The following is a 22,455-nucleotide window of genomic DNA, read 5'->3' on the forward strand; positions in this document are numbered from 1 at the left end:
ATATGCCCTGCGCTACATGATGCGTTTCCGGCGCGCGGCCGAACCTCGGTGGCTCAGTGACTCTTGAAATAATCGAAAGGCTCCAGGCAATCCTCGCAGCGATACAAGGCCTTGCATGGTGTCGATCCGAACTGGCTGCTCAACCGCGTATGGGCCGAGCCACAATTCGGACATGTCACCTGCAATTCCACCTTGTTCCGGCGGCTGAGGCTACTGATGTCTATGATCCGTTCATTGACCGCCTGGTGAACTGGCGGAGCAATGCCATACGCCTTGAGCTTTTGCTTGCCGCTCTCGCTCATCCAGTCGGTTGTCCATGGCGGCGACAACTGCGACTCGACGCGAAAGCGTGTGATACCGTGGTTGGACAGGGCTTCGCCGATGGAGTCGGAGATGACGCGCATGGCGGGGCATCCGCTGTAAGTCGGCGTGAGCGTCACGACGCATTCCTCGTCGGCAGTCCACGCGACATGGCGGACGATGCCGAGGTCGACCACGGAGATGACGGGAATTTCCGGATCGGGCACTTCGGATAGCCAGTGCCATACCTCGTCGAGTGTAGCGGGCGAAGTGCTTACCATGATGCACCCGGATAGGCGCGTTGCAGGAACTGCATTTCAGCGAGAAGGTAGCCCAGGTGTTCGGTGTGTACTCCCTGCTTCCCGCCCTTTTGCATCCATGCGTCAGCAGGCGGCATTTTGAGGGTCGCTTCCGAGAAAATATCCCGCATGTGGTTCAGCCAAGGCTCGCGCAGGGCGGACGGATCGGGTGCCACGCCTTGTGTCGCCATGGCGTCATCGACTGCATCGGCACGGAACATTTCGCCGGTGTACATCCACAGTTCATCGAGAGCTGCCTGCATCATGGCATGGCTTTTCTCACTGCCGTCGCCGAGGCGCACGACGAGATCGGCGCTGCGGCGCGCGTGATAGCTGACTTCCTTCAGCGATTTTTCGGCAATGCCGGCAATACGCTCATCGGTCGAGTGTGTCAGTTGCTGCAGCAGCAGGAAATGCCAGGCGTCGAAATAAAACTGCCGCGCCAGCGTATCGGCATAGCTGCCATTGGGCTGTTCAAGCAGCAGCAGGTTGCGGTAATCATGCGCGTCGCGCAGGAATGCGAGGGCATCTTCGCCGCGGCCCTTGCCTTCCAGTTCGCCTGCATACGCATACCAGAAGCGTGCCTGCCCGATCAGGTCCAGTCCGACATTGCTTAACGCCATGTCTTCTTCGAGCGCCGGCCCCTTGCCACACCATTCGCACAGCCGCTGGCTCAACACCATGGCGTTATCGGCCAGGCGCAGCACATACATGAATTTCTGATCGGACATACTGTCTCCGTTCGCCGCCGTAATACGTGACGCCTTGATGAATGAACTACAGGTTCTTCACTTCTTCCGGCATTGGGAAGAAGGTGGGATGACGATACACCTTGTTGTTCGCTGGTTCGAACAGGGCTTCCTTATCGCCCGGGCTGCTGGCGGTGATATCGGCCGCTTTCACGACCCAGATGCTGACGCCTTCGTTGCGGCGGGTATAGACGTCGCGCGCATTGTTGACCGCCATCTCGGCGTCGGGGGCATGCAGACTGCCCACGTGCTTGTGCGCCAATCCGTGCTGGCTGCGGATAAACACTTCCCAGAGTGGCCATTCCTTGCTCATCTCATTCTCCAATCACGCCCTGAATCAGGCAGCCTTGTTTTTACGTTGCGCCTGCTTCTCGGCATGCGCAACCAGTCCGTCACGAAACCATGCGCCATCCTCGTAGGCCTTGACGCGGGTACGCAGACGTTCGCGGTTGCACGGCCCATTGCCTTTCAGGACGTTGTAGAACTCTTCCCAGTCGATCTCGCCAAAATCGTAATGTCCGCGTTCTTCGTTCCATTTCAGATCGGGATCGGGGATGGTCAGGCCGAGGTATTCCGCCTGCGGTACAGTCTGATCCACCATCTTCTGGCGCAGCTCATCATTGGAGAACAGCTTGATACGCCACGCGGATGACTGTGCGCTATTGACCGATTCTGCATCCGAAGGACCGAACATCATCAGCGATGGCCACCACCAACGGTTGAGTGCATCCTGCGCCATCTGTTTTTGCTCTGGCGTGCCACGGCACAGCGACAGCATGATGTCGTAACCCTGGCGCGCATGGAAAGATTCTTCCTTGCAAACGCGGATCATTGCGCGTGCATAAGGACCGTAAGAGCAGCGGCACAAGGGAATCTGGTTAATGATTGCCGAACCGTCAACCAGCCAGCCAATGGCGCCCATGTCAGCCCAGCTAAGCGTTGGGTAATTAAAGATGCTCGAGTACTTGGCTTTGCCTGAATGCAAATCTGCAAGCAACTGGTCCCGCGAAACGCCAAGCGTCTCCGCCGCACTGTAGAGGTAAAGTCCGTGGCCGGCTTCGTCCTGGATCTTTGCCAAGAGGATGGACTTGCGCTTGAGTGTCGGTGCGCGCGTAACCCAATTACCTTCCGGTAACTGGCCGACGATCTCCGAGTGAGCATGTTGGGAAATCTGTCGTATCAAGGTCTTTCGATACGCTTCAGGCATCCAGTCCTTGGCTTCGATCTTTATGCCTTCATCGATGCGCTCCTGAAATGCGCGCTCCTCGGGCCCCAACTCCTCCATGGATCGGAGCTTTTTACTTCCGGTGTCGACCAGCTGTGCATACATGGTTAAACCCTCTCGTCGCTATGCGGCCTGGCCGGGGTTGGCTACGCCACATGGTTGAAGCTGCGCAGGTTTGCCGCTGCCTCTTGGATGACTTCATAATATGATACGTAAATGTGAATGTAAATAGGCTTTCTCGTATCATATTAAATTCTTGTATCGCATCTTGAGGTAACATTGCATGAAAGATCACATATTGCTTGTTCGCATCGAGAACATTTTTCGTCCACATCGTTATCACTGACCGGCTTTACCTATGCCAACAACAAAAAATCCGGCGATCAGGAAATGGATTGACCATTACATGGCGGACAATCCTCCGCGAGCAAAGTCCATGGTGATGACCTTGTTTGGCGATGTCATCACGCCCCATGGCGGCCAGGTATGGTTAGGTAGCCTGATTGAATTGCTGGCGCCTTTCGGTATCAGTGACCGCCTGGTCAGAACGAGTGTCTTCCGTCTTGCCGAAGAAGGTTGGCTGGAGGCGCAACGCGAAGGACGTCGCAGTCAATACGCTCTCAAGCCATCTGCCGCACGTCGCTTCGAGCGTGCGTATCAGCGCGTTTATACGCCGTCTTACAAGTCATGGGATGGAAAGTGGACCTTGCTGTTTGCCACATCGGGCACCATTACTGCGGAGCAGCGCTCCGGTTTGAGGAAGGAGTTGGTGTGGGAAGGTTTCGGCACGATCGCACCGTCGGTGTTTGGCCATCCGGCGGCGGAGCCTGATACCGTAAAGGAGATTCTGGCTCGCGTAGGTGTCGAAGGAAATGTGTTTGTCTGCCATGCCCAGGAATCCGGGCTGCCTTTTGCAAAACCCCTCAGCGATCTGGTGGGCCAGTGCTGGGAACTCGGCAGCATTGTCGAAAATTATGAGCACTTCATCCGGTGCTTCGCCGGTCTGGAAGAACTGCTGGATACCAAACGTCTGCTCGATAACGAACAGGCATTCATCTTGCGTACACTGCTGATTCACGAGTTTCGCCGGGTGCAGTTGCACGATCCGCAGTTGCCGCTGCAGTTGCTACCTGATAGCTGGCCCGGAAAAACCGCTTACGAGTTATGCCATCGACTCTATGCTGCGACGCATGCCGAGGCGGAGGTCTATATCACTGAGATTTTGCGACGCGAGGATGAAGTTGCGCCGGAGGCGGCTGCGTATTTCTATCAGCGCTTTGGTGGACTTGGCTGATATGATGGGCGCCGGCCGGCATGAAGAATTTGAGGCCAGGCGCCTACTTGCGATTCTACTGTTTCTCAACGAGTGCCGCGAGTTGCTCGGCGCAAATCGCCCACCCCTGATGAAAACCCATTTGCTCGTGTGCTTCGCGATCGGCGACTGACCAGTGTTTTACACGCGCGGTGTATTTGGTCTTGCCGTCCTGATCTTCAAAACTTAACACTAACGTCATGAAGGCTTTATCTGATGGCTCCCACGCCTCGGTGAATGCATCGGTAAGTACGATGCGCTCATTCTCCACCACTTCAAGATAGACACCACGGTTGGGAAACTCATTGCCGTCGGGACCACGCATCATAATCAAGTTCGAGCCCCCTGCCCGCACGTCAGTTTCGACCACTGGCGTAGTCCATGGCGCGGGAGTAAACCACTGTTTAAGCAGGTCCGGATCCGTCCACGCCTTGAAAACTTTATCACGTGGCGCATCGAATACGCGGGTCAGGACCAGATCACGGCCTTCGGCGAAAGTTTCGGTCTTGTTTGTTGCCATCATGTTTCATTCCCTCTCAATGATGTTGGCGTAATTTTCGCGTGCTTGTCATGGTGCGCATGACGCGGAATCTTTATGAGCGCTTGGCAACCAGCGTCAGGATGTCATAGCTAGCGACAAGCTCGCCGTCCTGATTGGTCACAGCAACATCCCATGCGACAACGCCCTGCCCTACACCTTTCGCATCCTTCTTGCGCCGGTCGATCTTTCGTTTCGCGGTGAGGCGTGCCTGTATCGTGTCACCTATCCCGACAGGTTTGACGAAGCGCAGCGTATCAAGGCCGTAGTTCGCCAGCACCGGTCCGGGCGCCGGGGAGACGAACAAGCCTGCGGCCGCGGACAAGACAAAGTAGCCGTGCGCGATGCGCTTGCCGAACTGCGTTTCCTTCGCCGCAATCTCATCGAAGTGCATATAGAAGTAATCGCCGGAAATGCCGCCGAAGTTGACGATGTCCGCTTCAGTCACCGTGCGGCGATGGGTCAACAGCGAGTCGCCGATCTGCAAGTCATCGAAATAACGACGGAAAGGATGAATCTCGGATTCATTGACGGCTGCGCCGCGCAAATACTCGCCGGTCACCGCAGCAACCATCGTCGGCGAACCCTGGATAGCGCTACGCTGCAGGTAATGCTTGACCGCGCGTATACCGCCCAGTTCTTCGCCGCCACCGGCGCGCCCCGGGCCGCCATGCTTGAGCATGGGAAGCGGCGATCCGTGACCCGTTGACTCGACAGCGGCTTCGCGATCCAGCACCAGCATGCGGCCGTGCTGCATGGCCGCCACAGGAATCATTTTCGCCGCGATCTTCGGGTCACGCGTGACCAGTGTCCCGACCAGGCTTCCCTTTCCTTTCGCGGCCAGCGTAAGCGCCTCGTCGATGTCCTCGTAGGGCATCAGGGTACTGACAGGACCAAAGGCTTCGATGTCATGCACGCGCTCATCACGCATGCCGTCGCGGCAGAGCAGCAATGTGGGCGCAAAGAAAGCGCCGCGCTCGACGCCATCACCGACTGGCGCAAAACCATCTCGCTCACCGAACACGACTTCATTGCCTTGCGCAAGCATGGCAACACGTTCGGCAACGTCAGACTGTTGCGCCTTGGAAGCAAGTGCTCCCATCTTGACACCCTCTCGCGAAGGGTCGCCGATGACCGTCTTTGCCAGTCGCTCGCGCAAGCGCTGTGCCACTGCATCGAGATGCTGACGCGGAACAATTGCACGACGTATCGCGGTGCACTTCTGCCCTGCCTTGATGGTCATTTCGCGCGCCACTTCCTTCACGAAGAGATCGAACTCTTCATCGTCGGGTGTAACGTCCGGCGCCAGAATCGCACAGTTGAGCGAGTCGGCTTCCGCATTAAACGGAATACCTTTCTGCAGCAGATTGGGATGCGCGCGTAATTTGGCAGCGGTGTCGGCCGAGCCTGTGAATGTAACCACATCAAAACCGTCAAGCCGGTCGAGCAGGTCGCCGGTGCCACCGATCACCAGTTGCAGCGCGCCATCGGGAAGGATGCCGGACTCGTGCACCATGCGCACCATCGCCTCGGTCAGATAACTGGTCGCCGTCGCCGGCTTGGCGATACACGGCATGCCGGCAAGGAAAGTCGGCGCAAATTTTTCGAGCAGGCCCCACACGGGGAAATTGAAAGCGTTGATATGGATCGCAACGCCGCCGCGTGGCACAAGTATGTGCGAACCGAAGAACTTGCCCTGCTTGCCGAGCTGCACCGGCGGGCCTTCGTGGATGATGTTACCGGACGGAAGTTCGTTTGACCCCATGCTCGCGTAGGCAAACAATGTACCGGTACCACCTTCAATATCAATCCAGCTGTCCGCGCGGGTTGCGCCGGTATGGTGAGAGATGGCGTAGAGTTGCTCCTTACGTTCAGCAAGATAGGCGGCGAGCGCCTTGAGCCGCGCGGCCCGCTCCTGGAAATCCATTGCGATCAATGCCTTTCCGCCGCTGCGCGCATATGCGACTGCCTCACCGAAATCGATCCGGTCTGCGTGAGTATGCGCGACGGCCCGACCGTCGATGGCACTGGCCAGCATCTGACCGGCTTCGGCGCCGAGCCAACGGCCGCCGATAAAGCTTTGCAAGGTGGGTACGGCGCTCATGTAAACTCTCCTGATTGCGTGTGAAAACAGGCGCGCATCCTTACCCGCGCCAAATAAAAAGTCTAAGGCAGGGTTGGTTGCGTCGGCAATCTGACCGCGGGAATGCCACCGAAGAAAAGATCGGCGACGACCGTCGCCATTGCTTCATAGGTTAGTTCGCCATCCGGTTTCAGCCAGGTAAACATCCAGTTGATCATGCCGAATAACAGCATGGTCAGTGGCGTAGCCATGCGCGCCGCGTCGATCTCGGGCCGGATCTGGCGTATCACATTTGAAAAAGCCGACACCACGCGGCGTTCGCGTTCAAGAATGCGCTCCCTGTCGTCGTCGTTGAGAAAACGGATGTCTTCGGTCAGCACGCGGTGGGCGTGCTGCGCGTCCGCGTATTCTTCGACAAAGCAGCGAATCAGCTGACCAAGATGCTCTTGTGCAGGTAACTGTTGATCAAGTACTTCATCGACCACCGCTTCCAGCCGCAATACATGCCCTTCGGCGATATTGACGAGCAATGCATACTTGTCCTTGAAATAGTGATACAGCGCCGGCTTCGATAAGCCGCAGGCTTCGGCCACCTCATTCATCGAGGTCCCGGCATAGCCGCGTTGGGCAAACAACTCCGCCGCACGCGCGAGTATGGTTTCCCTTTGGCTGTCATATCCCGGCGCGCGTCCTCTGGCCATGCATTGTCCTTATTGTTTGTAGAATAAACGGGCAGGCTCCAGGCATTCACGTTCGCACGACTTTTCTGGAGCGTGTTTCCCGTTTACATTCTTGACCGACCGGTCGGACTAAATTATATTGAAACCCGTTCAAATTGCAAGGCGCGCAGCGATACGCCCTAGCCAGTCCTTTCACCAAGCGCAGCATCCACAGGAGGCAGCATGCCATGCTATGCCATTGAAGGTGTCGTCCCGGTAGTCGATCCGACCGCCTATGTTCACCCTAGCGCGGTATTGATCGGCGACGTTATCGTCGGACCTGACTGCTACATCGGCCCTTGCGCGTCATTGCGCGGCGATTTTGGCCGCATAGTCCTGCACAGGGGTGCCAATGTACAGGACACCTGCGTCGTCCATGGCTTCCCATCGGCGGATACCGTTGTCGAAGAAAACGGCCACATTGGGCATGGCGCGGTTCTGCATAGCTGCGTGGTTCGACGCGATGCACTGGTCGGCATGAATGCGGTCGTGATGGATGAGGCAGAAATCGGTGAGAAGGCGATTGTCGCGGCCAGCGCCTTCGTACGCGCCGGCATGAAGATTCCGCCTCGCTCGCTGGTTGCCGGTGTACCGGCGAAGGTGATCCGCGATCTCAGCGAAGAAGAAATCAAGTGGAAGCTTGAAGGCACACTGACCTATCAGGATCTGACGAGGCGCTGTCTTGCGACCATGCAGGAAGTGCATCCACTCACCGTTGTCGAGGCAGACCGTCCCAGACTACGTGCGCCGGATGTAAAACCTTTGATTGCAACTAAGCGGGACAAATGAGTTAGAGCCCGTGGTAAGCCGTAATAGAGTACGAAACTTTGGTATCGAGTAGCAAAATACCGGTATCAATCCTTAACGGCCTGTCGGCATTCTCTATAGCGAACTACCGCGCCAACCGCTCACCTCTCCCGCGCGGGCGACGAGGGGGGAGAGTTCGCCAAGCCCCTTCGGGGAAAAAAACGGGCGCCTCTTTGGAGGCACCCGAAAAAGAAGAGGCAGAATCGCATTCCGACATCCCCCAACGAGACAACGTTGCAACAACACGCAAACCTCCGCGATGCAATAGCCAGAGTCCGGCCGCCTGGGCGAGCAAGAACAAGCCCGCAACGCTACTGAACAAACATGTCCTGCTTACTCATCAAGTACGCTGTACGCCACCCTGGCGCACGGCATAGGCCATGGCGGCCGCGGCAATAATCACGCCCTGCAGCATCAGGCGCCCGGCCTCTCCCAAGCCCATGCTGGTGAGCACGTTAAACAGCAGCATGAGCATGAAGGACGCCACCGCAGGTCCCATCATCCCGCCCTTGCCGCTTCCAAAGTTGACGCCGCCGAGGATCACGGCCGCGAGCGAGTTAAGCGCCAGATCCTGGCCCAATGTGACGTTGCCCACGCCCACGAATCCGATGAGCATGACACCGCTCGCCGCGGACATGACGCCGGAAACCACGTGAGCCAGGAACAGCACCTTCACATTAGGCAGGCCGGACAGGCTGGCCGCTGTCGGATTGGCGCCATGCGCATCGACCACCTTGCCGAACACGCTGATCCGCAGGAAGCCGGCGAACGGCACCAGGATGGCCAGCCAGACCAGGGGCATCAACGGTACGCCGCCGAGACGGGAAGTGCCGAACGCTTTCACCAGTTCGGGCGCGGGGCCGGGGGAATGAAATTGACTCAAAGCAATCACGATGCCCGACAGGATCATCGATACCGCCAGCGTCACGATCACGGAAGATGCGCGTATCGTCGTGATCAGCGCGCCATTGAAAGCGCCAATGCAGGCGCCGAGCAGCAGGCTGGCCGCGATAGCAACCACTGGCGGCAAGTCGACGGTGCCGCTGGTGAGCAGATACGACACCGCTGCGATCACGCCGCCGGTTGACAGGTCGAGCGACCGGCAGCGCACCACCAGGGCCTGGCCGATGGACGCCATGCCTAGCGGCGCCGCTTGCCGGAAGATCAACAGGAGCAGCATCGGCGATAGCAGATGCTGCCTGTACGCCGCGGCGCAGGCGATCAGCAGGGCCGTGCACAGGTAGGCCGGTGGAAGGCCGATTAGAAAAGATACCGCGCGGCTGAGGCGGAGCCCCTTGCCGGTTGTAGGCAGAGTTGCTGTTGTCATCTCATAGTCCTAATGTCTTTCTGCGTTGCATGCTGACTGCGATCAGCAGCAGCAACCCGGTGATCGCCCCACGCATGAAGGGTGATATCCCAAGCAAATTGATTCCATTCGCGAGCAGTCCCAGTCCTACGGAGCCGGCAATCACGCCCGCGACGCTGCCCACCCCGCCCGTCAGCGCAACACCTCCCAATGCCACCGCGGCCACCGATTCCAGGGCGAAGGACGCCCCCATGGTCGGATCGCCGGTGGCGATGCGCGCGGAGAGAAGCACTCCTGCCAACGCTCCCAACAAGGCGGACGCTACATATGCCCCGATCAGGGTGCGTTTGACCGGCACGCCGTTCAGATAGGCGCTGTGAGGCTGGGCGCCGATTGCGTACACATGGATGCCAAAACTGGTGCGCTGCAGGATGAACCAGACCGCCGCGGTGCTTCCCGCCGCCCACATCACGGGTTTGGGCACGCCCAGGAACGCGCCGCTTGCCAGATCGACCAACGACGGGGCAATTGTCCCGCCGGGGATGGGCAGGATGACGTAGGCCAATCCCTGGAGAAAGGTGCCTGTACTCAGTGTCATCACCAGCGGATGGACACCGGTATAGGCAATCCCTGCGCCATTGACCAGCCCGACCGCCACCCCCAGCACCAGTACAAGCAACATGCCGGTAATCGGATCGGATTGCGTGGCCATGATGCTGCCGGCAAGGCTCACGACCGAGCCGATCGACAGATCAATGCCGCCGACCAGCACGACGAAGAGTTGTCCAAGCGCAGCCACGATGGGCGCGCAAAGCTGGCCGCCGAGGTTGGCGAAGTTCTGCAGGCTGCGAAAGTCGGACGTGGCCAGCATCAGTGCCGCGAAGATCATCGCGGGAAAGCCGAGGCTGTACTTCGTCAACCCGGTACGTTCGGTCATCATGGTCGGTCTCCGTAATAAAGGGCTTCGGCTTGCACAGGCTTCGTGCTTTCCTGCAGCGCCAGGGTGAGAATCGTTTCTTCGGTCGCGTTGTCCGCCTCCACCTCGGCTACGATCGTTCCGCCACGGATGACAAGGATGCGGTCGCACAGGCCGATCAGCTCCAGCAGGTCGCCGGATACGGTGAGCACTGTTCCGCCCTGTGCCGTGAATTCGCGCAGCAACCGGTAGATTTCCGCTTTCGCGCCGACGTCGACACCCCGCGTCGGTTGCTCGATCAGCAGCGTGCCGACACCAGACGCCAGCCAGCGGCCGATCATCACCTTTTGCTGGTTGCCGCCGGAGAGCGCGCCGACCGCCTGTTCCCGCTTCGCTCGCAGCTGTATGCTCGCGGCGAGGTCGTCCATTGCTTGCCTGGCCTTCGGTGCGATCCGCAGCAGGCCCAAGTTGCGCAATCGGCCGAGCTGGAGGTTTCGGTAGATGGACAAGTCGAGGTACAGTCCTTCCTTCTTGCGGTCCTCGGGAACCAGCGCGATGCCAGCCTCTACGGCCGCCGCGGGAGTCGTCCGCGCGGGATGGCGGCGCATGCCGCCAGCGAGCGCCTTGCCGTGCCTCACCTCGTAACGGGGAGAAAGGCAGCTGCCGGCGATCGTACGCATGAGTTCACGTTGGCCTTGCCCTTCCAGGCCGGCGATACCGACGATCTCCCCCCGGCGCAAACGAATGGCTGGCATGCCCGCCTTGTCCGCCCCCGAGCTTTCGCTCACTTCCAGCACGACCTCGCCCGCTGCCTGTGCCACGCGCGGTGGAAACAATGACTGCAATGGACGGCCGACCATCAGGGAAACCAGGCAATCTGAAGTCAGTTCTCCAATCGGCTGGGTACTGACATGTCGGCCATCCTTCAATACCGTGACGTGATCGCAGAAGCGGAAGATTTCTTCGAGCCGGTGGCTGATGTAAAAGATGATCTTGCCGGCCTCGGCCAACTGGCGCAGCAGGCGTTCGAGCTTATCCACTTCCGCGCGATTCAGCGGCGCGGTTGGCTCGTCGAAAATGAAGATCTTCGCCTCCGCCGCAATGCCCTTGGCGATCTCCAGCAATTGCTGATCGCCGATCGACAGGCGACCGCAGAGCGCGTGGTGATCGAGTTCGATGCCCGCGCGCAGCAGCACATCGATCGCCACCCGCTCCTGTTCCGCCCGATGCAGAATGCCGAATCGTCCGCGCTCGCGCCCCAGGGTAATGTTTTCCGCGACGGTCAGGTTGGGCAGGACGGTCAGTTCCTGGAAGACCGTCGAGATCCCGGCGGCCCGCGCGCTTGCCGGACTGGTGAGACGCAGCGGATGTCCATCCATCAGGATCTCGCCGTTGTCTGGAACATGGACGCCGGCCAGCAGCTTCATCAGCGTCGACTTGCCGGCGCCGTTCTCGCCGGTGACCGCGTGGATGCTTCCGTGCCTGGCGCTCAGGCTGACGTTGTCCAATGCCAGGTTGCTCCCGAACCGCTTGGAGACGGTCCGGATGTCCAGTGCGGGCGCACCCGGCGATAACAGGTTGGCAGGTTTCATGGCGGGGCTTACTGATGGAAAAGTTCTTTCAGTTTCGGCTCGGGCAGGGAGGACGGCATCCAGTACGCTTCGTTGAGGTCATTGCGGATGTATTTGTCAAGCTTGTCGCGCGTGATCGGCTCCGGCGTCGAAAAGTAGGAGCGGTACAGTTGCTTTCCTTCCAGCAGCGACGTCGCGGCACGGACGAATGCGGCGCCCAGGCTGGGCGTGAAGACCGGCGCGACGCTATTGGCGTTGGCCTGTTTCCATGCACGCAGGAAGCCGTTGTTCGCCTCGCCCGTCATGGGTACCAGCGGCTTGCCCGTCTCCTTGAAGACATCCATGCATGCCCGCGTCATGTCGGCGCCGGAGAACCAGATGCCATCGACCGGCTGGCCGGACAGGACCAGGTTCTCGCACAGCTGCTTGCCTTTGGCATAGCTCCAGTCGCCGAACACTTCGTTGGTAATCTTCAGGTTCGATCCCGCGATCGCCTTGCGGAAGCCGTCGTACCGAAGCTGTTCCTCGTCCACGCCGGCGATGCCGCGGAAGGCCCAGATGTTGCCCTTGCCATTCAAGACCTTCCGCAGGTATTCGCCCCCCTGCTTGCCGAACACCTCGCCGCCGGCGGAGATTTCCGTGGTGGACATGGTCGCGCTGCCATAGGCGCCGAGCGTCACGACGGGAATCCCTTGCTGCGCCGCCTTCTTGATCAGAGGCATGCCCACCGCCTGGGAAATCGGCACCATGATCAGGACATCGATTTTCTTGGCCAGCAGGTCTTCCACGTCGGCGACTTGCTTGGCCGGCTTCCAGTTCGCTTCCACCAGGATGAATTCGGCAATGTTCTTGTTGCGGGCTGCTTCGAAGCGCATCTCCTGGATCATTTGCACGATCCAGGTGTTGCCCATGCCGGCAAAGGAAACACCGACACGCCAGGGCGCATTTTTCTTGTATTGGTTGGCTGGCGTCTGCTCCTTGGTGGTCGGCGTCAGCAGATCGCTCGGCAGCAGTTCAACGTCCGAGGCGGCCGCCGCATTGGGCAGCAACAAGGATGCCGCTAGCGCGAGCGGGGACAACAAAGCGAGTAAGCGTTTCATGAACGTCTCCATATGATTGGTTGTTATGTGGTCAGGAAATTGCGGAATGCGATGGGCAAAACTCTCCCCTGGGCCGCCCGCGAGCGGCCTCAAGATGGGATGGAGTGTGCCCGGTGTTGCCGGAAGGGCGGTCAGCCCGTCACGCGGTCGACCCAAGCCAGCAGGTTGGCGATGACTTCGGCGCGGTTGGTTTCATTCAGGACTTCATGACGTGCGCCGCCATACACGTGGGTGGAGACATCGCGCAGCCCTGCGCTGCGCAAGCGCGCTACGAGCGGATCGAACCAGCGCAGGCAGTCGTTGACGGGGTCGCAATCGCCGGTGAAGAGAAACATCGGCAAGTCCGCCGGAATGCGCGCCAGCTGCTTGGGATCGGCAGCTCGCAGGCCGGTGTCGAAGATCGACGCCATGGAGGCTTCCGTCAGCGGAAATCCGCACAAGGGGTCCGCGATGTAGGCGACGGGAACGGCGGGATCGCGGCTGAGCCAGTCGACAGGTGTTGCCGGGTCGGCGACCGTGGCATTGGCGGTTTCCAGGGTCCAGCCCGAGGTGCGCACGTCCAGCAGCTCCATGGCCGTCGTGCCCGAGAGCGCCAGGCCATCCAGCAGGTGCGCATGATCGAGCATGTACACCTGCGCGGCCATCGAACCCATGCTGTGGGCCAGCATGATCACGGGAATGTTCGGGTTGTCGGCGCGCACGCGACAGGTGACTTGCACCATGTCGTCGACTAGGCCGCCAAAGCCGCGCGGCCCGAAGTCACCCAGGGCGTTGCTTTTACGCGCGCATTCGCCGTGACCGCGATGCTCACTGGCATAGACTACATAACCGGCCTGAACCAGGGCCTCAGCGACGTGGCGGTAACGTCGTGAATGTTCCGCCATGCCATGCACGATCTGCACGGCGCCCTTGGGGACAAAGGCGCCGGACCATTGGAACGTTTCGATTGCCTGGCCATCAGCAGCCGGCACGAAGAATCGCGATTCTTGCATTTGCATTGTTGTCTCCATGTCTCGTTATTGTTCATGCCCGGTTTTCGCGCGGCAGCTTCGTTGTTGCGGAAAGACAGAGCATGCAATCCACGATATTGGCTTTGGCGCGCGGCGTCTTGGCTTTCTGAGCCACATGCTTGTCGCCGCGCGCCAAACTTTATATGTGTACGTTAAAACGTGTGACGCAGCCCTAGCTCGTATCCGACCTTGCTGCTCGCGGCCTTGTCGTCATGCGCCAGATTGGTATAAAGGCTGGTGCGCTTGGACAGGCCATAGTAGGCGCCAAAGGATAGTTTCGAGGTCGTGGTGACATCGGCCGTCCGGACGCGGCCATAGGCCGCCAGGAGGTTGACCGCGCCCACGGGCAGCTTGCCCGAGACATAAACGCTCTTGACGTCGGCCGACGCGGCGTTGCGGCCGACGCCGATCAAGCCATGGATGGTCGCCTGGCCCAACGCGGCGCTGGCGTCCACGGTGGTCCAGCGCGCGTCGGCCTCGCCGGTCTTTTCATGCGAAATGCCAAAGGAATAGGCACCGGCCGCATAACGCATGCCGCCGTTCACCGGGCGCTTCGTCGTCGTGCCATACAGGGAATTGCTGTCGGTATCGGCGACTTGCAGGCCGAGCGAGAAGCCGCCCTGGCTGTATTCATAGCTGACGGCATTGTTGTACCAGACGTGGCCGATCGCGCCGCTGGTGATCGGATACGAACTGGTGACGTTATCCCAGAACCAGGGATCCGGCAGGATCTGGGAGGTCATGGCGGATTCCGCGACCGCCCGGCCAAGCATGAGCTTTCCGAAGTTGCCACTCAATCCCACCAGCGAGCCGCCGGCCCAGAACGGCCCGGTCGGGCCGCCCGTGCCGCCATTGTTCTGCCCGGTGTCCGGGTTGAAACGATGCAGCAGGTCGAAGAAGGCACTCATACCGTTGCCGAGGTCTTCCGTTCCCTTGAAGCCGATGCGGCTGACGGTGCCGTTCGACATGCGCGTGCTGCTGACCCCGACATCCTTGCCGACATTCAAGTCGACGATCCCGTAGACCTGGACGCTGGTCTGCGCCGTGGCCAGCGCGCTCATGCCTCCAAGCGCCAGTCCGATCAAAGTTTTTTTCATCATGTCATCCTCCATATTGTTGTGATCCCTTCACTAGAAAAAGCGCGGCCCTACCGTGAGGGAAATAGGCCCGCGGTAACGAATGCATTGCAGGGAAGGCTCGCGTACGGACGAGCAGCGGCATCGCGACCGGCTGCTACAGCCGGTCGGTGGCGCTTGGTCTTGCAGTTGACTGGGTTTGCAGTGCTAAGGGACTAGTCGTGCTTGCCGGCTTCGGGAAGCAAGTAGTCCCGGAATTGTTCGCGCAGGCGGTTTTTGAGAATCTTGCCCGTTCCGCCTACGGGCAAGGCTTCAACGAAGACGACGTCTTCCGGCGTCCACCACTTCGCGATGCGGCCCGTGTAAAAGCCGATGATGCCGGCCTTGTCGACCGTGGCTTCCGGCTTCTTCACGACGACCAGCAAGGGCCGCTCGCTCCAGACCGGATGGGGCACACCGATGCAGGCTGCCTGCTGCACTTCAGGATGTTCGAGCGCAATGTTCTCCAGGTCGATCGAACCGATCCACTCGCCTCCCGACTTGATGACGTCCTTGATGCGATCGGTAATGCGCAGATAGCCGTCGGCATTGATTACTGCGATGTCTCCCGTGGCAAACCAGCCATCCTGGAGCGCCGAACCCGGCGGTTTGCGGAAATAACTATCGATGACCCAATGGCCGCGCATGTTCAGATGGCCGGCGGACTTCCCATCCCAAGGCAGTTCCTTGCCATCGTCGTCGACGACTTTCATGTCGATGCCGTACAGCACGCGGCCCTGGGTTTGCAGAATCTCGCGCTGCGCATTCGGCGGCAGCGCGAGATGCTTGTCCTTCAAGGTGCACACCGTGCCGAGCGGCGAAAGCTCTGTCATGCCGAAGGCATGCACGACGTCAATACCGTAACCCTCCTTGAACAAATCCATCATGGCGGGCGGACAGGCGGACCCGCCGACCACCACGCGCTGCAACGTACTGAAGGCCCGGCGCATGCTGGCGACATGGTTCAGCAGGCCTTGCCACACGGTCGGTACTCCGGCGGAGAACGTGACGCCTTCCGTCTCGCACAAGCCGTACAGCGATTTGCCATCCAGCGCCGAGCCCGGCAGGACAAGCTTGGCGCCGACCAGCGCCGCCGCGTAGGGCAGTCCCCACGCATTCACATGGAACATGGGAACGGCAGGCATGATGCAGTCCCGGCCGGACAAGTTGAAGCCATCGGGCATGACGGAAGCGAACGCATGCAGGATCGACGCGCGGTGCGAGTACAGCACACCCTTGGGATTGCCAGTCGTGCCGGAGGTATAACAAAGGCTTGCCGCGCTGTGTTCATCCAGCACCGGCCACTGGTAACCGGCCCTGCCGCGGGCAATCAAGTCTTCATGGAACAGCATGCCCGCAAGACCCTCTTCGGGCGTAACATCGCTGGCTGCGCCCAGCAGCACGAAGGCCTTGACCCTCTTGCATCGCGGCGCAAGCTCCTTGACGATGGGCAGGAATGATTTTTCAAAGAAAACGAGTTCGTCCTCGGCGTCATTGATGATGAAGGCAAGCTGGTCGAGGTGCAGGCGTGGATTGATGGTATGCATCACCCTTCCTGAACCTGATATCGCGTAGTACAGTTCCAGGTGGCGATAACCATTCCATGCCAGGGTCGCAATGCGGTCTCCAGGTGCAATGCCCAAGTTTTCCACCGCATCCGCCAAGCGTGCGGCCCGCTCGGCACAACATTTCCATGTGTAACGATGCGTGGCGCGGTGTTCGTCGATGGACACGATCTCCCGGTCGCTGAAGTGCCGTGCCGCATGGGTCAGCAGGGACGATACCAGGAGCGGCTGGGTCATCATTTGGCCGCTTAATTGACCGCTTGATTGCCTGTCTGCCTTCCCACTCGTTTGGCCGCTTGCCTGACTCTGTGTAATGTCATTCATTTTTGTTTTCAACCTTGTATTGAGTGCGTGAACTTTCCTGCCCCTGCGCTTTTTTAGGCATTTTTCTGGAATGCGGCGTGATATATTTCCTAACGCTGCAAGGCAGAAACATCGTTAGCTGCGTTCCGATCATTGCGGCTTAGTTGTTGTCGTTCTTGTTAAAGTGCTTGCGAGACACTTTAGAATGCGGCGGGCATCCTGTCTTGGCCTGACCAGCCAGTTTTTTGGTCTGCCGAGACAGTAATGCTGGCGACCTTGGTAGCAACGATGGTTGGATGGATCAGTTTGGAATAATTTGAATGGCTCAACCCACTACAGCAGGCGCCTGGCTGAACAGCGTTGCGGATATGCTCGCTTCGATCGGCTTGGATGCGGAAAGCTTGTTTAAGCATGCTGGCATCGATCCGGGAGTCGTGCGCGACCCGCATAGCCGCTTTGAGAGCGACCGTTTAAGCCAGCTCTGGATATTGATCAGGGACGCCGCCGGCGATCCTGCGGTAGGGCTTTCATCCGCCGACCGCACGCGGCCGGCTAGCCTGGATATGCTGACCTACGCGATGATGACCGCGCCGAACCTGCTGAACGCGCTGGAGCGCTTCGTGCGCTATGTACGGATCATCAGCGACGCAACGACGTTCTGGCTGGAAGACAATCAGGATGGCCAATGGCTGAAAGTCACCATTGAAGGCGGACAGATACCGGTGCCGCGGCAGCGGTATGAATTCATCCTGATCACCATTCTGAACATCTGCCGCTGGATCGCGAGCAAGAGGATAGAGCCGCTGATGGCTACGTTCGCCAGCCCGGCGCCGGTGGATGTGCGGCCATATCGCGAAGCCTTTTGTCCGGCAATGCGATTCGATGACACCGTGCACGGCGTCCTGTTTTCCCGGGCCGACCTGATGGAGAGCCTGCCAGCCTCGAACGCGCGCTTGTCGGAGTTGCACGAACGCTTCATCGGCGACTTCATCGAAAAGATGGATCAACACACGCTGACCAACAAGGTCCGTGGCCTGATCGTGCGCGGCATGCCCGACGGCGACCCGCAACGGGCCGATATCGCCGCCAGCCTGTGCATCAGCGAACGCACATTGCAGCGGCGCCTGAAGGATGAGGGAACCAGCTTTCAGGAACTGCTCGACGACACCCGCCGCGATTTGGCGCGCAAGTATCTTGGCGAGATGGGGGTCAACTTCGCACAAGTGGCCTTCCTGCTAGGCTTTGCCGATCAGAGTGCCTTTAACCGCGCGTGCCAGCGCTGGTTCAATCTTTCGCCGTCGCAGCTGCGCAAGAAGCTGAATGGGCAGGCTTCCTTGCCTTAGGGTGGTTTGTTAAATCCAGCCGAAAAGGCAAATTATCTGGATCAACAGCTATACCTGCCGCGCGTCCGCCCGCGCAATATCCATCGCCTGCTGCAATACCGCCAGGTCGCCAATATGGTTTGCCAGCAGCAGAATCAATGCCGCATTCGCAGCCTCGCTCTGTTGCGGGGTCAACTCGCGATGCATATCGATCAGACGCTCGTAGAACTCGTCAGGTTGCGCCATATTGGACGCGGTAATCAATTCGTGACCAGGCATGGTTGCTCACTCGGAATCGGTTGGAAACTCGGCCGGCCTGTTGCGCGCAAAACTGCATTCTTGACGGTCGAGGCGTCAAACTTGCGCCACCTTCCACACACATGCTGGTCGGGACGCAACAGATAAAACGTTCCGGGATGGGCGTCGTATCGCTTGGCCAGCAATCCCTCGATATCGATGATAGTGTCGATGCCATCCAGCTGTTGGCCCGCGGCATGCGGGGGAAACACGACAACTGTTCGTACTGGCATCTCGCTAGCCGCGAGGGAAAGAAGATCCGGTACAGCAGCCAGCGACCCAGTCGACGCATCGCAAAAATACACGCCTGTGAATTCAGTTCTCAACTGCGTACTGAACCAGTGTGGCCGGCCCGCGATCTGGATAGGCGCATCGTCAGCTGGCGTTCCCGGCACCATGGCGCTGTCGAACGCGTCCTGATCGGGGGTGTTCAATGCGCTTTGCGCAAGGACCGAGGGACGCGACAGGCGGCCGCTGTTGACCAGCTTGCGCGCGAAATCATGGGTTTTGGACAAGCGCAACACAGCATCCCGGAAGGTACGGCTGATGGCACTCTTCGGCGTAATGAAGTCCGTGGATCGCGTGGAGTTGAGGATGTTTTCATCCGCCGCGAATTCACGCTCATCGCAATACGATTCGAGCAGCGATTCCGGTGCTTTTCCTTCGATCACCAGGCGCAGTTTCCACGCCAGGTTGTCGGCGTCCTGCACGCCGCTGTTCGCCCCGCGTGCGCCGAATGGCGATACGCCATGCGCGGCATCCCCGGCAAAGAAAATGCGACCATGCCGGAATTTCTCCATGCGCAGGCAGGAAAAAGTATAGACGCTCACCCAGTCCAGTTCGAACTCGGCATCCTTTCCCAGAAGCGCACGTACCCGTGCAGTCACTTTCTCCGGGTCCTTTTCCGCAACGGGGTCGGCGTCCCATCCGAGCTGGAAGTCGATGCGCCACACATTGTCAGGCTGGCGATGCAGCAACACCGACTGATTGGGATGAAAAGGCGGATCAAACCAAAACCAGCGCTCGGGCGGGAACTCCGCCTTCATACGCACATCCGCGATCAGGAAGCGATCATGGAAAGTGCGGCCCTTACTTTCGAGCCCACACAATTTTCGTACGGTGCTGCGCGATCCGTCTGCGGCAATCAGATAGTCGCAATCCAGCCGGTACTGGCCGTCCGGTGTTTCGATCATCAGCTCGACCCGAGGGCCATTCTGCGACACGCCGACCACCTTGTTCTTCCAGCGCAGGTCGAGGTTGGACAGTTCCTGTGCGCGTTCGAGAAGGTAGCCTTCAACATAATATTGTTGCAGGTTCACGAAGGCGGGACGACGATGACCGGTTTCGGGCAGCAGGTCGAAGGAGTACACCATCTCATCCCGGTAGAACACCTTGCCGACATTCCACGACACACCCTTGCTCACCATGCGGTCGCCGCAACCAAGCCGGTCGAAAATTTCCAGCGTTCGCTTGGCAAAGCAAATGGCACGTGAACCCTTGGAAAGAACACAATCATCATCCAGCACGACCACCGGAATACCCTGCTGTGCAAGATCGATGGCGGCCGACAAGCCGACCGGGCCGGCACCCACCACAACGACCGGACGGCGCATCGGCGTGGCCGCAACTTCGTCCGGAGATCGAACGTAGTCGAATTTCAGCTGCTGGTAATCTTTTTCCATGGGTACACTCCTGCGGCCTGCCGGTTAACTTTCGAGTGCGTGCCACATTTCCTTGTCACGCTGGGCAGTCCAGATACGCGGGTCCGCATATTGGGTTGCCTCATCGTAGGCACGGGTGACATCGAACGGCATGCAGTGATCAAAGATGACCCACTGCCCATATTTGGGACGCAGGGTATCCATTGTTTGCTTGTAGGTGCTGTTCAGGTCTTTACCTTCGGTCGCAGCTTTCTGTACCGCCTGGTATAGCTCGCTGACAAAGGCGCGCGTTCCGTCGATCCCTTCCTTGACCATTGCCGGCGTGGTCAGTGCCGCTCCGCGGCCGGGAACCAGCTTTTCAGGCTTCAGGGCTTCAAGTGCATCAAGCGTCTTTGGCCAGTCCTTGAAGTAGGCATCGCCTGCATACGGCGTAGCGCCGTATTCCACCAGATCTCCGGAAAACAGGATCTTTTGCTGTGGCAACCAGACGATGGTATCGCCCTTGGTATGGCCTCGGCCGACCTGCATGATCTTCACTTCCAGCTTGCCCAGCCACAAGGTCATTTCACCGGTGAAAGTCATGGTCGGCCAGGTCAGCCCTGGCACCGATTCTACCGAACGGAAAAGTCGCGGAAAGCGTTCGATCTCGCTCTTCATATCCGCCTCGCCGCGTTCGCAGATCAGATCGTAAGTATCCTTGCTGGCGATGATGTGTTCCGGCTGGTACGCGGTAGCGCCGAGCACGCGCACTGCGTGATAGTGGCTCATGACCACGTACTTGATCGGCTTGTCGGTGACTTCGCGGATGCGGCGTATCACGTCCTGCGCCATCACCGGGGTCGCCTGTGTATCGATCACCATGACGGCATCGTCGCCGATGACGATGCCAGTGTTCGGATCGCCTTCGGCGGTATAGGCGTATGCGTTGTCCGACAGTTTGTCGAAGCTCACTTTTTTCTCTTCGAGGTCGGCCTGTGATGCGAATTTCTTCTCGGACATGTCTTTTCCTTTGATGTGTGAAGGAACGGCTTTTCGAAGCAGCAAGCCATGGTTGTTGCTGTCAATTCTTGCCGTTGCCAGTCTTAGCCTATGACCACTGTGTTACCGGGTAGCAGCTTTTTGCGAAAATGGGATTGCCACATATTTGATGAGCGAAGTTTGTTTTAGCTGAACGCTTCTGTCAATAACTAATTATTAGATTTTTGCTGGACGCTGATAGAATTGCGCAAATAAGGCGATGCCTGGCCAGCCCAACGTGCTGCAGTGCAAAATAAAAACAGCGAAATCCGAACGGCTTGCACACCATGCCGCCGCTCACAAGGGACATAATGGAAAAGGAAAGACGGGGAATCCAGTCTGTCGAGGTTGGCGGACAACTACTAATCGCACTTGTCGATGAAGGTGCTCCCATGCTGCTGCGCGACCTTGCCCAGAAGGCAGGCATGACTTCCGCGAAGGCTCACCCGTATCTGGTGAGCTTCAGCAACATCGGCCTGATCCAACAGGACCCTGTGTCCGGCCGCTACGAGCTTGGCCGGTTTGCCCTGCAAATGGGGCTAATCAGCCTGCAACTGCTTGATCCCGTGAAGATCGCAATACCCGAATCGTCTGAGCTGAGCGACCGCATTGGACATACGGTAGCGCTGGCAGTGCTCGGTTCGCGCGGTCCTACCGTCGTGCACTTGAACGAATCACGGCAAGCAATCCATGTACGCATGCGCACAGGCACGGTGGTATCGATCGGCAGTACCGCGACCGGCAGGGTATTCTCGGCCTACCTTCCACCCAAACTGGTCGAAAAGCTGAACGCAAACGAAACTAGCGGCGATGGCATTGCCGGCTACACCGGAAAAAAACTGACAAAGAAAGAACTGGAATCGCTGTTGACCGAAGTCCGGCGGCATGGCGTCGCGCGTGCCGTGGGTGAACCGATTGCCGGTATCAATGCAATGAGCGCCCCGGTATTCGACCATGCAGGCAACATTGTCCTGGCGATCACGGTAATCGGCCCAATGGGCACCCTGGATCCTTCATGGACTGGTGATGTGGCAAGAGAGTTAAAACAGTCGGCGGCCCGGGTTTCCGAGCGGCTCGGGCATTCAGCCTAGCTTGCGCCGTCCAGAAGTAACGACCAATGTGATACAAGTTTTTTTTAGCAAACAGATAGTGTGAATCATATAAAATTTCTGTATCCTAGCTTGCGTGGAAGCATGCTGACCGGTTTACCTTTGATTGCACGTTGGGGCACACAGCGTGG

General features: G+C 58.9%; 21 protein-coding genes. 4 read left to right on the plus strand and 17 right to left on the minus strand.

The annotated features are described in order from the left end of the window. Positions 1-53: 53 nt before the first annotated feature. The 4 genes from paaD to paaA are packed head-to-tail and all read right to left on the minus strand — an operon-like array spanning position 54 to position 2,678. The gene (paaD, locus tag ACFQUU_RS20480) at positions 54-581 is read right to left on the minus strand and encodes a 1,2-phenylacetyl-CoA epoxidase subunit PaaD (RefSeq protein ID WP_382249972.1); all 528 of its coding nucleotides are present in this window, start codon (positions 579-581) and stop codon (positions 54-56) included. Next, the gene (gene paaC / locus ACFQUU_RS20485; protein WP_382249973.1) at positions 575-1,330 is read right to left on the minus strand and encodes a 1,2-phenylacetyl-CoA epoxidase subunit PaaC; all 756 of its coding nucleotides are present in this window, start codon (positions 1,328-1,330) and stop codon (positions 575-577) included. The genes paaD and paaC overlap by 7 nt, the downstream gene beginning before the upstream one ends. A 46-nt stretch (positions 1,331-1,376) precedes the next feature. Next, positions 1,377-1,661: a 1,2-phenylacetyl-CoA epoxidase subunit PaaB gene (gene paaB, locus ACFQUU_RS20490; protein WP_057291497.1), complete on the minus strand. Its 285-nt coding sequence runs from the start codon at positions 1,659-1,661 to the stop codon at positions 1,377-1,379. A 24-nt stretch (positions 1,662-1,685) separates the two neighbouring features. Then, positions 1,686-2,678: a 1,2-phenylacetyl-CoA epoxidase subunit PaaA gene (paaA, locus tag ACFQUU_RS20495; RefSeq protein ID WP_382249974.1), complete on the minus strand. Its 993-nt coding sequence runs from the start codon at positions 2,676-2,678 to the stop codon at positions 1,686-1,688. Between the two features lie 253 nt (positions 2,679-2,931). Here paaA and paaX point away from each other — a divergent pair, with 253 nt between their 5' ends. Then, positions 2,932-3,867: a phenylacetic acid degradation operon negative regulatory protein PaaX gene (paaX, locus tag ACFQUU_RS20500; RefSeq protein ID WP_382249975.1), complete on the plus strand. Its 936-nt coding sequence runs from the start codon at positions 2,932-2,934 to the stop codon at positions 3,865-3,867. A 55-nt stretch (positions 3,868-3,922) separates the two neighbouring features. Here paaX and ACFQUU_RS20505 read toward each other — a convergent pair whose 3' ends face one another. The 3 genes from ACFQUU_RS20505 to ACFQUU_RS20515 form a co-directional block, all read right to left on the minus strand. Further along, complete coding sequence (locus ACFQUU_RS20505) at positions 3,923-4,408, minus strand: SRPBCC family protein (RefSeq protein ID WP_382249976.1); 486 nt, start codon at positions 4,406-4,408, stop codon at positions 3,923-3,925. 70 nt (positions 4,409-4,478) lie between these two features. Continuing rightward, positions 4,479-6,527, minus strand: a complete 2,049-nt coding sequence (paaZ, locus tag ACFQUU_RS20510; protein WP_382249977.1) for a phenylacetic acid degradation bifunctional protein PaaZ — start codon at positions 6,525-6,527, stop codon at positions 4,479-4,481. 62 nt (positions 6,528-6,589) lie between these two features. After that, positions 6,590-7,207 carry a TetR/AcrR family transcriptional regulator gene (locus tag ACFQUU_RS20515; RefSeq protein ID WP_382249978.1) on the minus strand — a complete coding sequence of 206 codons (618 nt, stop codon included), beginning with the start codon at positions 7,205-7,207 and terminating at the stop codon, positions 6,590-6,592. 201 nt (positions 7,208-7,408) lie between these two features. Here ACFQUU_RS20515 and paaY point away from each other — a divergent pair, with 201 nt between their 5' ends. Further along, positions 7,409-8,014 (plus strand): phenylacetic acid degradation protein PaaY, encoded by a 606-nt coding sequence (gene paaY, locus ACFQUU_RS20520; protein ID WP_382249979.1) that lies wholly within the window; start codon positions 7,409-7,411, stop codon positions 8,012-8,014. A 358-nt stretch (positions 8,015-8,372) separates the two neighbouring features. On the opposite strand, the gene ACFQUU_RS20525 is transcribed toward paaY, so the two are convergent. From ACFQUU_RS20525 to ACFQUU_RS20555, 7 genes are all read right to left on the minus strand, one after another. After that, the gene (locus ACFQUU_RS20525) at positions 8,373-9,359 is read right to left on the minus strand and encodes an ABC transporter permease (protein ID WP_382249980.1); all 987 of its coding nucleotides are present in this window, start codon (positions 9,357-9,359) and stop codon (positions 8,373-8,375) included. A gap of 1 nt (position 9,360) precedes the next feature. Continuing rightward, a complete protein-coding gene (locus ACFQUU_RS20530) occupies positions 9,361-10,278 on the minus strand; it encodes an ABC transporter permease (protein WP_382249981.1) in 918 nt (305 codons plus the stop codon). Then, positions 10,275-11,846 carry a sugar ABC transporter ATP-binding protein gene (locus ACFQUU_RS20535; RefSeq protein WP_382249982.1) on the minus strand — a complete coding sequence of 524 codons (1,572 nt, stop codon included), beginning with the start codon at positions 11,844-11,846 and terminating at the stop codon, positions 10,275-10,277. The genes ACFQUU_RS20530 and ACFQUU_RS20535 overlap by 4 nt, the downstream gene beginning before the upstream one ends. An 8-nt stretch (positions 11,847-11,854) precedes the next feature. After that, positions 11,855-12,925: an ABC transporter substrate-binding protein gene (locus ACFQUU_RS20540; protein ID WP_382249983.1), complete on the minus strand. Its 1,071-nt coding sequence runs from the start codon at positions 12,923-12,925 to the stop codon at positions 11,855-11,857. 131 nt (positions 12,926-13,056) lie between these two features. After that, positions 13,057-13,923, minus strand: a complete 867-nt coding sequence (locus ACFQUU_RS20545; protein ID WP_382249984.1) for an alpha/beta fold hydrolase — start codon at positions 13,921-13,923, stop codon at positions 13,057-13,059. A gap of 164 nt (positions 13,924-14,087) precedes the next feature. Then, positions 14,088-15,035: a porin gene (locus ACFQUU_RS20550; protein WP_382249985.1), complete on the minus strand. Its 948-nt coding sequence runs from the start codon at positions 15,033-15,035 to the stop codon at positions 14,088-14,090. 191 nt (positions 15,036-15,226) lie between these two features. Beyond that, positions 15,227-16,939: a 3-(methylthio)propionyl-CoA ligase gene (locus ACFQUU_RS20555; protein ID WP_382249986.1), complete on the minus strand. Its 1,713-nt coding sequence runs from the start codon at positions 16,937-16,939 to the stop codon at positions 15,227-15,229. A 299-nt stretch (positions 16,940-17,238) separates the two neighbouring features. Here ACFQUU_RS20555 and ACFQUU_RS20560 point away from each other — a divergent pair, with 299 nt between their 5' ends. Next, positions 17,239-18,261, plus strand: coding sequence for an AraC family transcriptional regulator (locus ACFQUU_RS20560; RefSeq protein WP_382249987.1), 1,023 nt, complete (start codon positions 17,239-17,241; stop codon positions 18,259-18,261). Between the two features lie 48 nt (positions 18,262-18,309). Here ACFQUU_RS20560 and ACFQUU_RS20565 read toward each other — a convergent pair whose 3' ends face one another. Genes ACFQUU_RS20565 through ACFQUU_RS20575 form a run of 3 tightly spaced genes read right to left on the minus strand, consistent with a single transcriptional unit; the run spans position 18,310 to position 21,197 of the window. Beyond that, positions 18,310-18,519, minus strand: coding sequence for a DUF2783 domain-containing protein (locus ACFQUU_RS20565; RefSeq protein ID WP_382249988.1), 210 nt, complete (start codon positions 18,517-18,519; stop codon positions 18,310-18,312). Beyond that, a complete protein-coding gene (locus ACFQUU_RS20570) occupies positions 18,501-20,219 on the minus strand; it encodes an FAD-dependent oxidoreductase (RefSeq protein ID WP_382249989.1) in 1,719 nt (572 codons plus the stop codon). The genes ACFQUU_RS20565 and ACFQUU_RS20570 overlap by 19 nt, the downstream gene beginning before the upstream one ends. A gap of 24 nt (positions 20,220-20,243) precedes the next feature. Continuing rightward, positions 20,244-21,197 carry an MBL fold metallo-hydrolase gene (locus ACFQUU_RS20575; RefSeq protein WP_382249990.1) on the minus strand — a complete coding sequence of 318 codons (954 nt, stop codon included), beginning with the start codon at positions 21,195-21,197 and terminating at the stop codon, positions 20,244-20,246. 329 nt (positions 21,198-21,526) lie between these two features. On the opposite strand from ACFQUU_RS20575, the gene ACFQUU_RS20580 reads away from it, so the two are divergent. After that, the gene (locus ACFQUU_RS20580) at positions 21,527-22,306 is read left to right on the plus strand and encodes an IclR family transcriptional regulator (RefSeq protein WP_382249991.1); all 780 of its coding nucleotides are present in this window, start codon (positions 21,527-21,529) and stop codon (positions 22,304-22,306) included. Positions 22,307-22,455: the final 149 nt, after the last annotated feature.

The organism is Herbaspirillum sp. GCM10030257, from assembly GCF_042666555.1.
Lineage (GTDB): Bacteria > Pseudomonadota > Gammaproteobacteria > Burkholderiales > Burkholderiaceae_D > Noviherbaspirillum.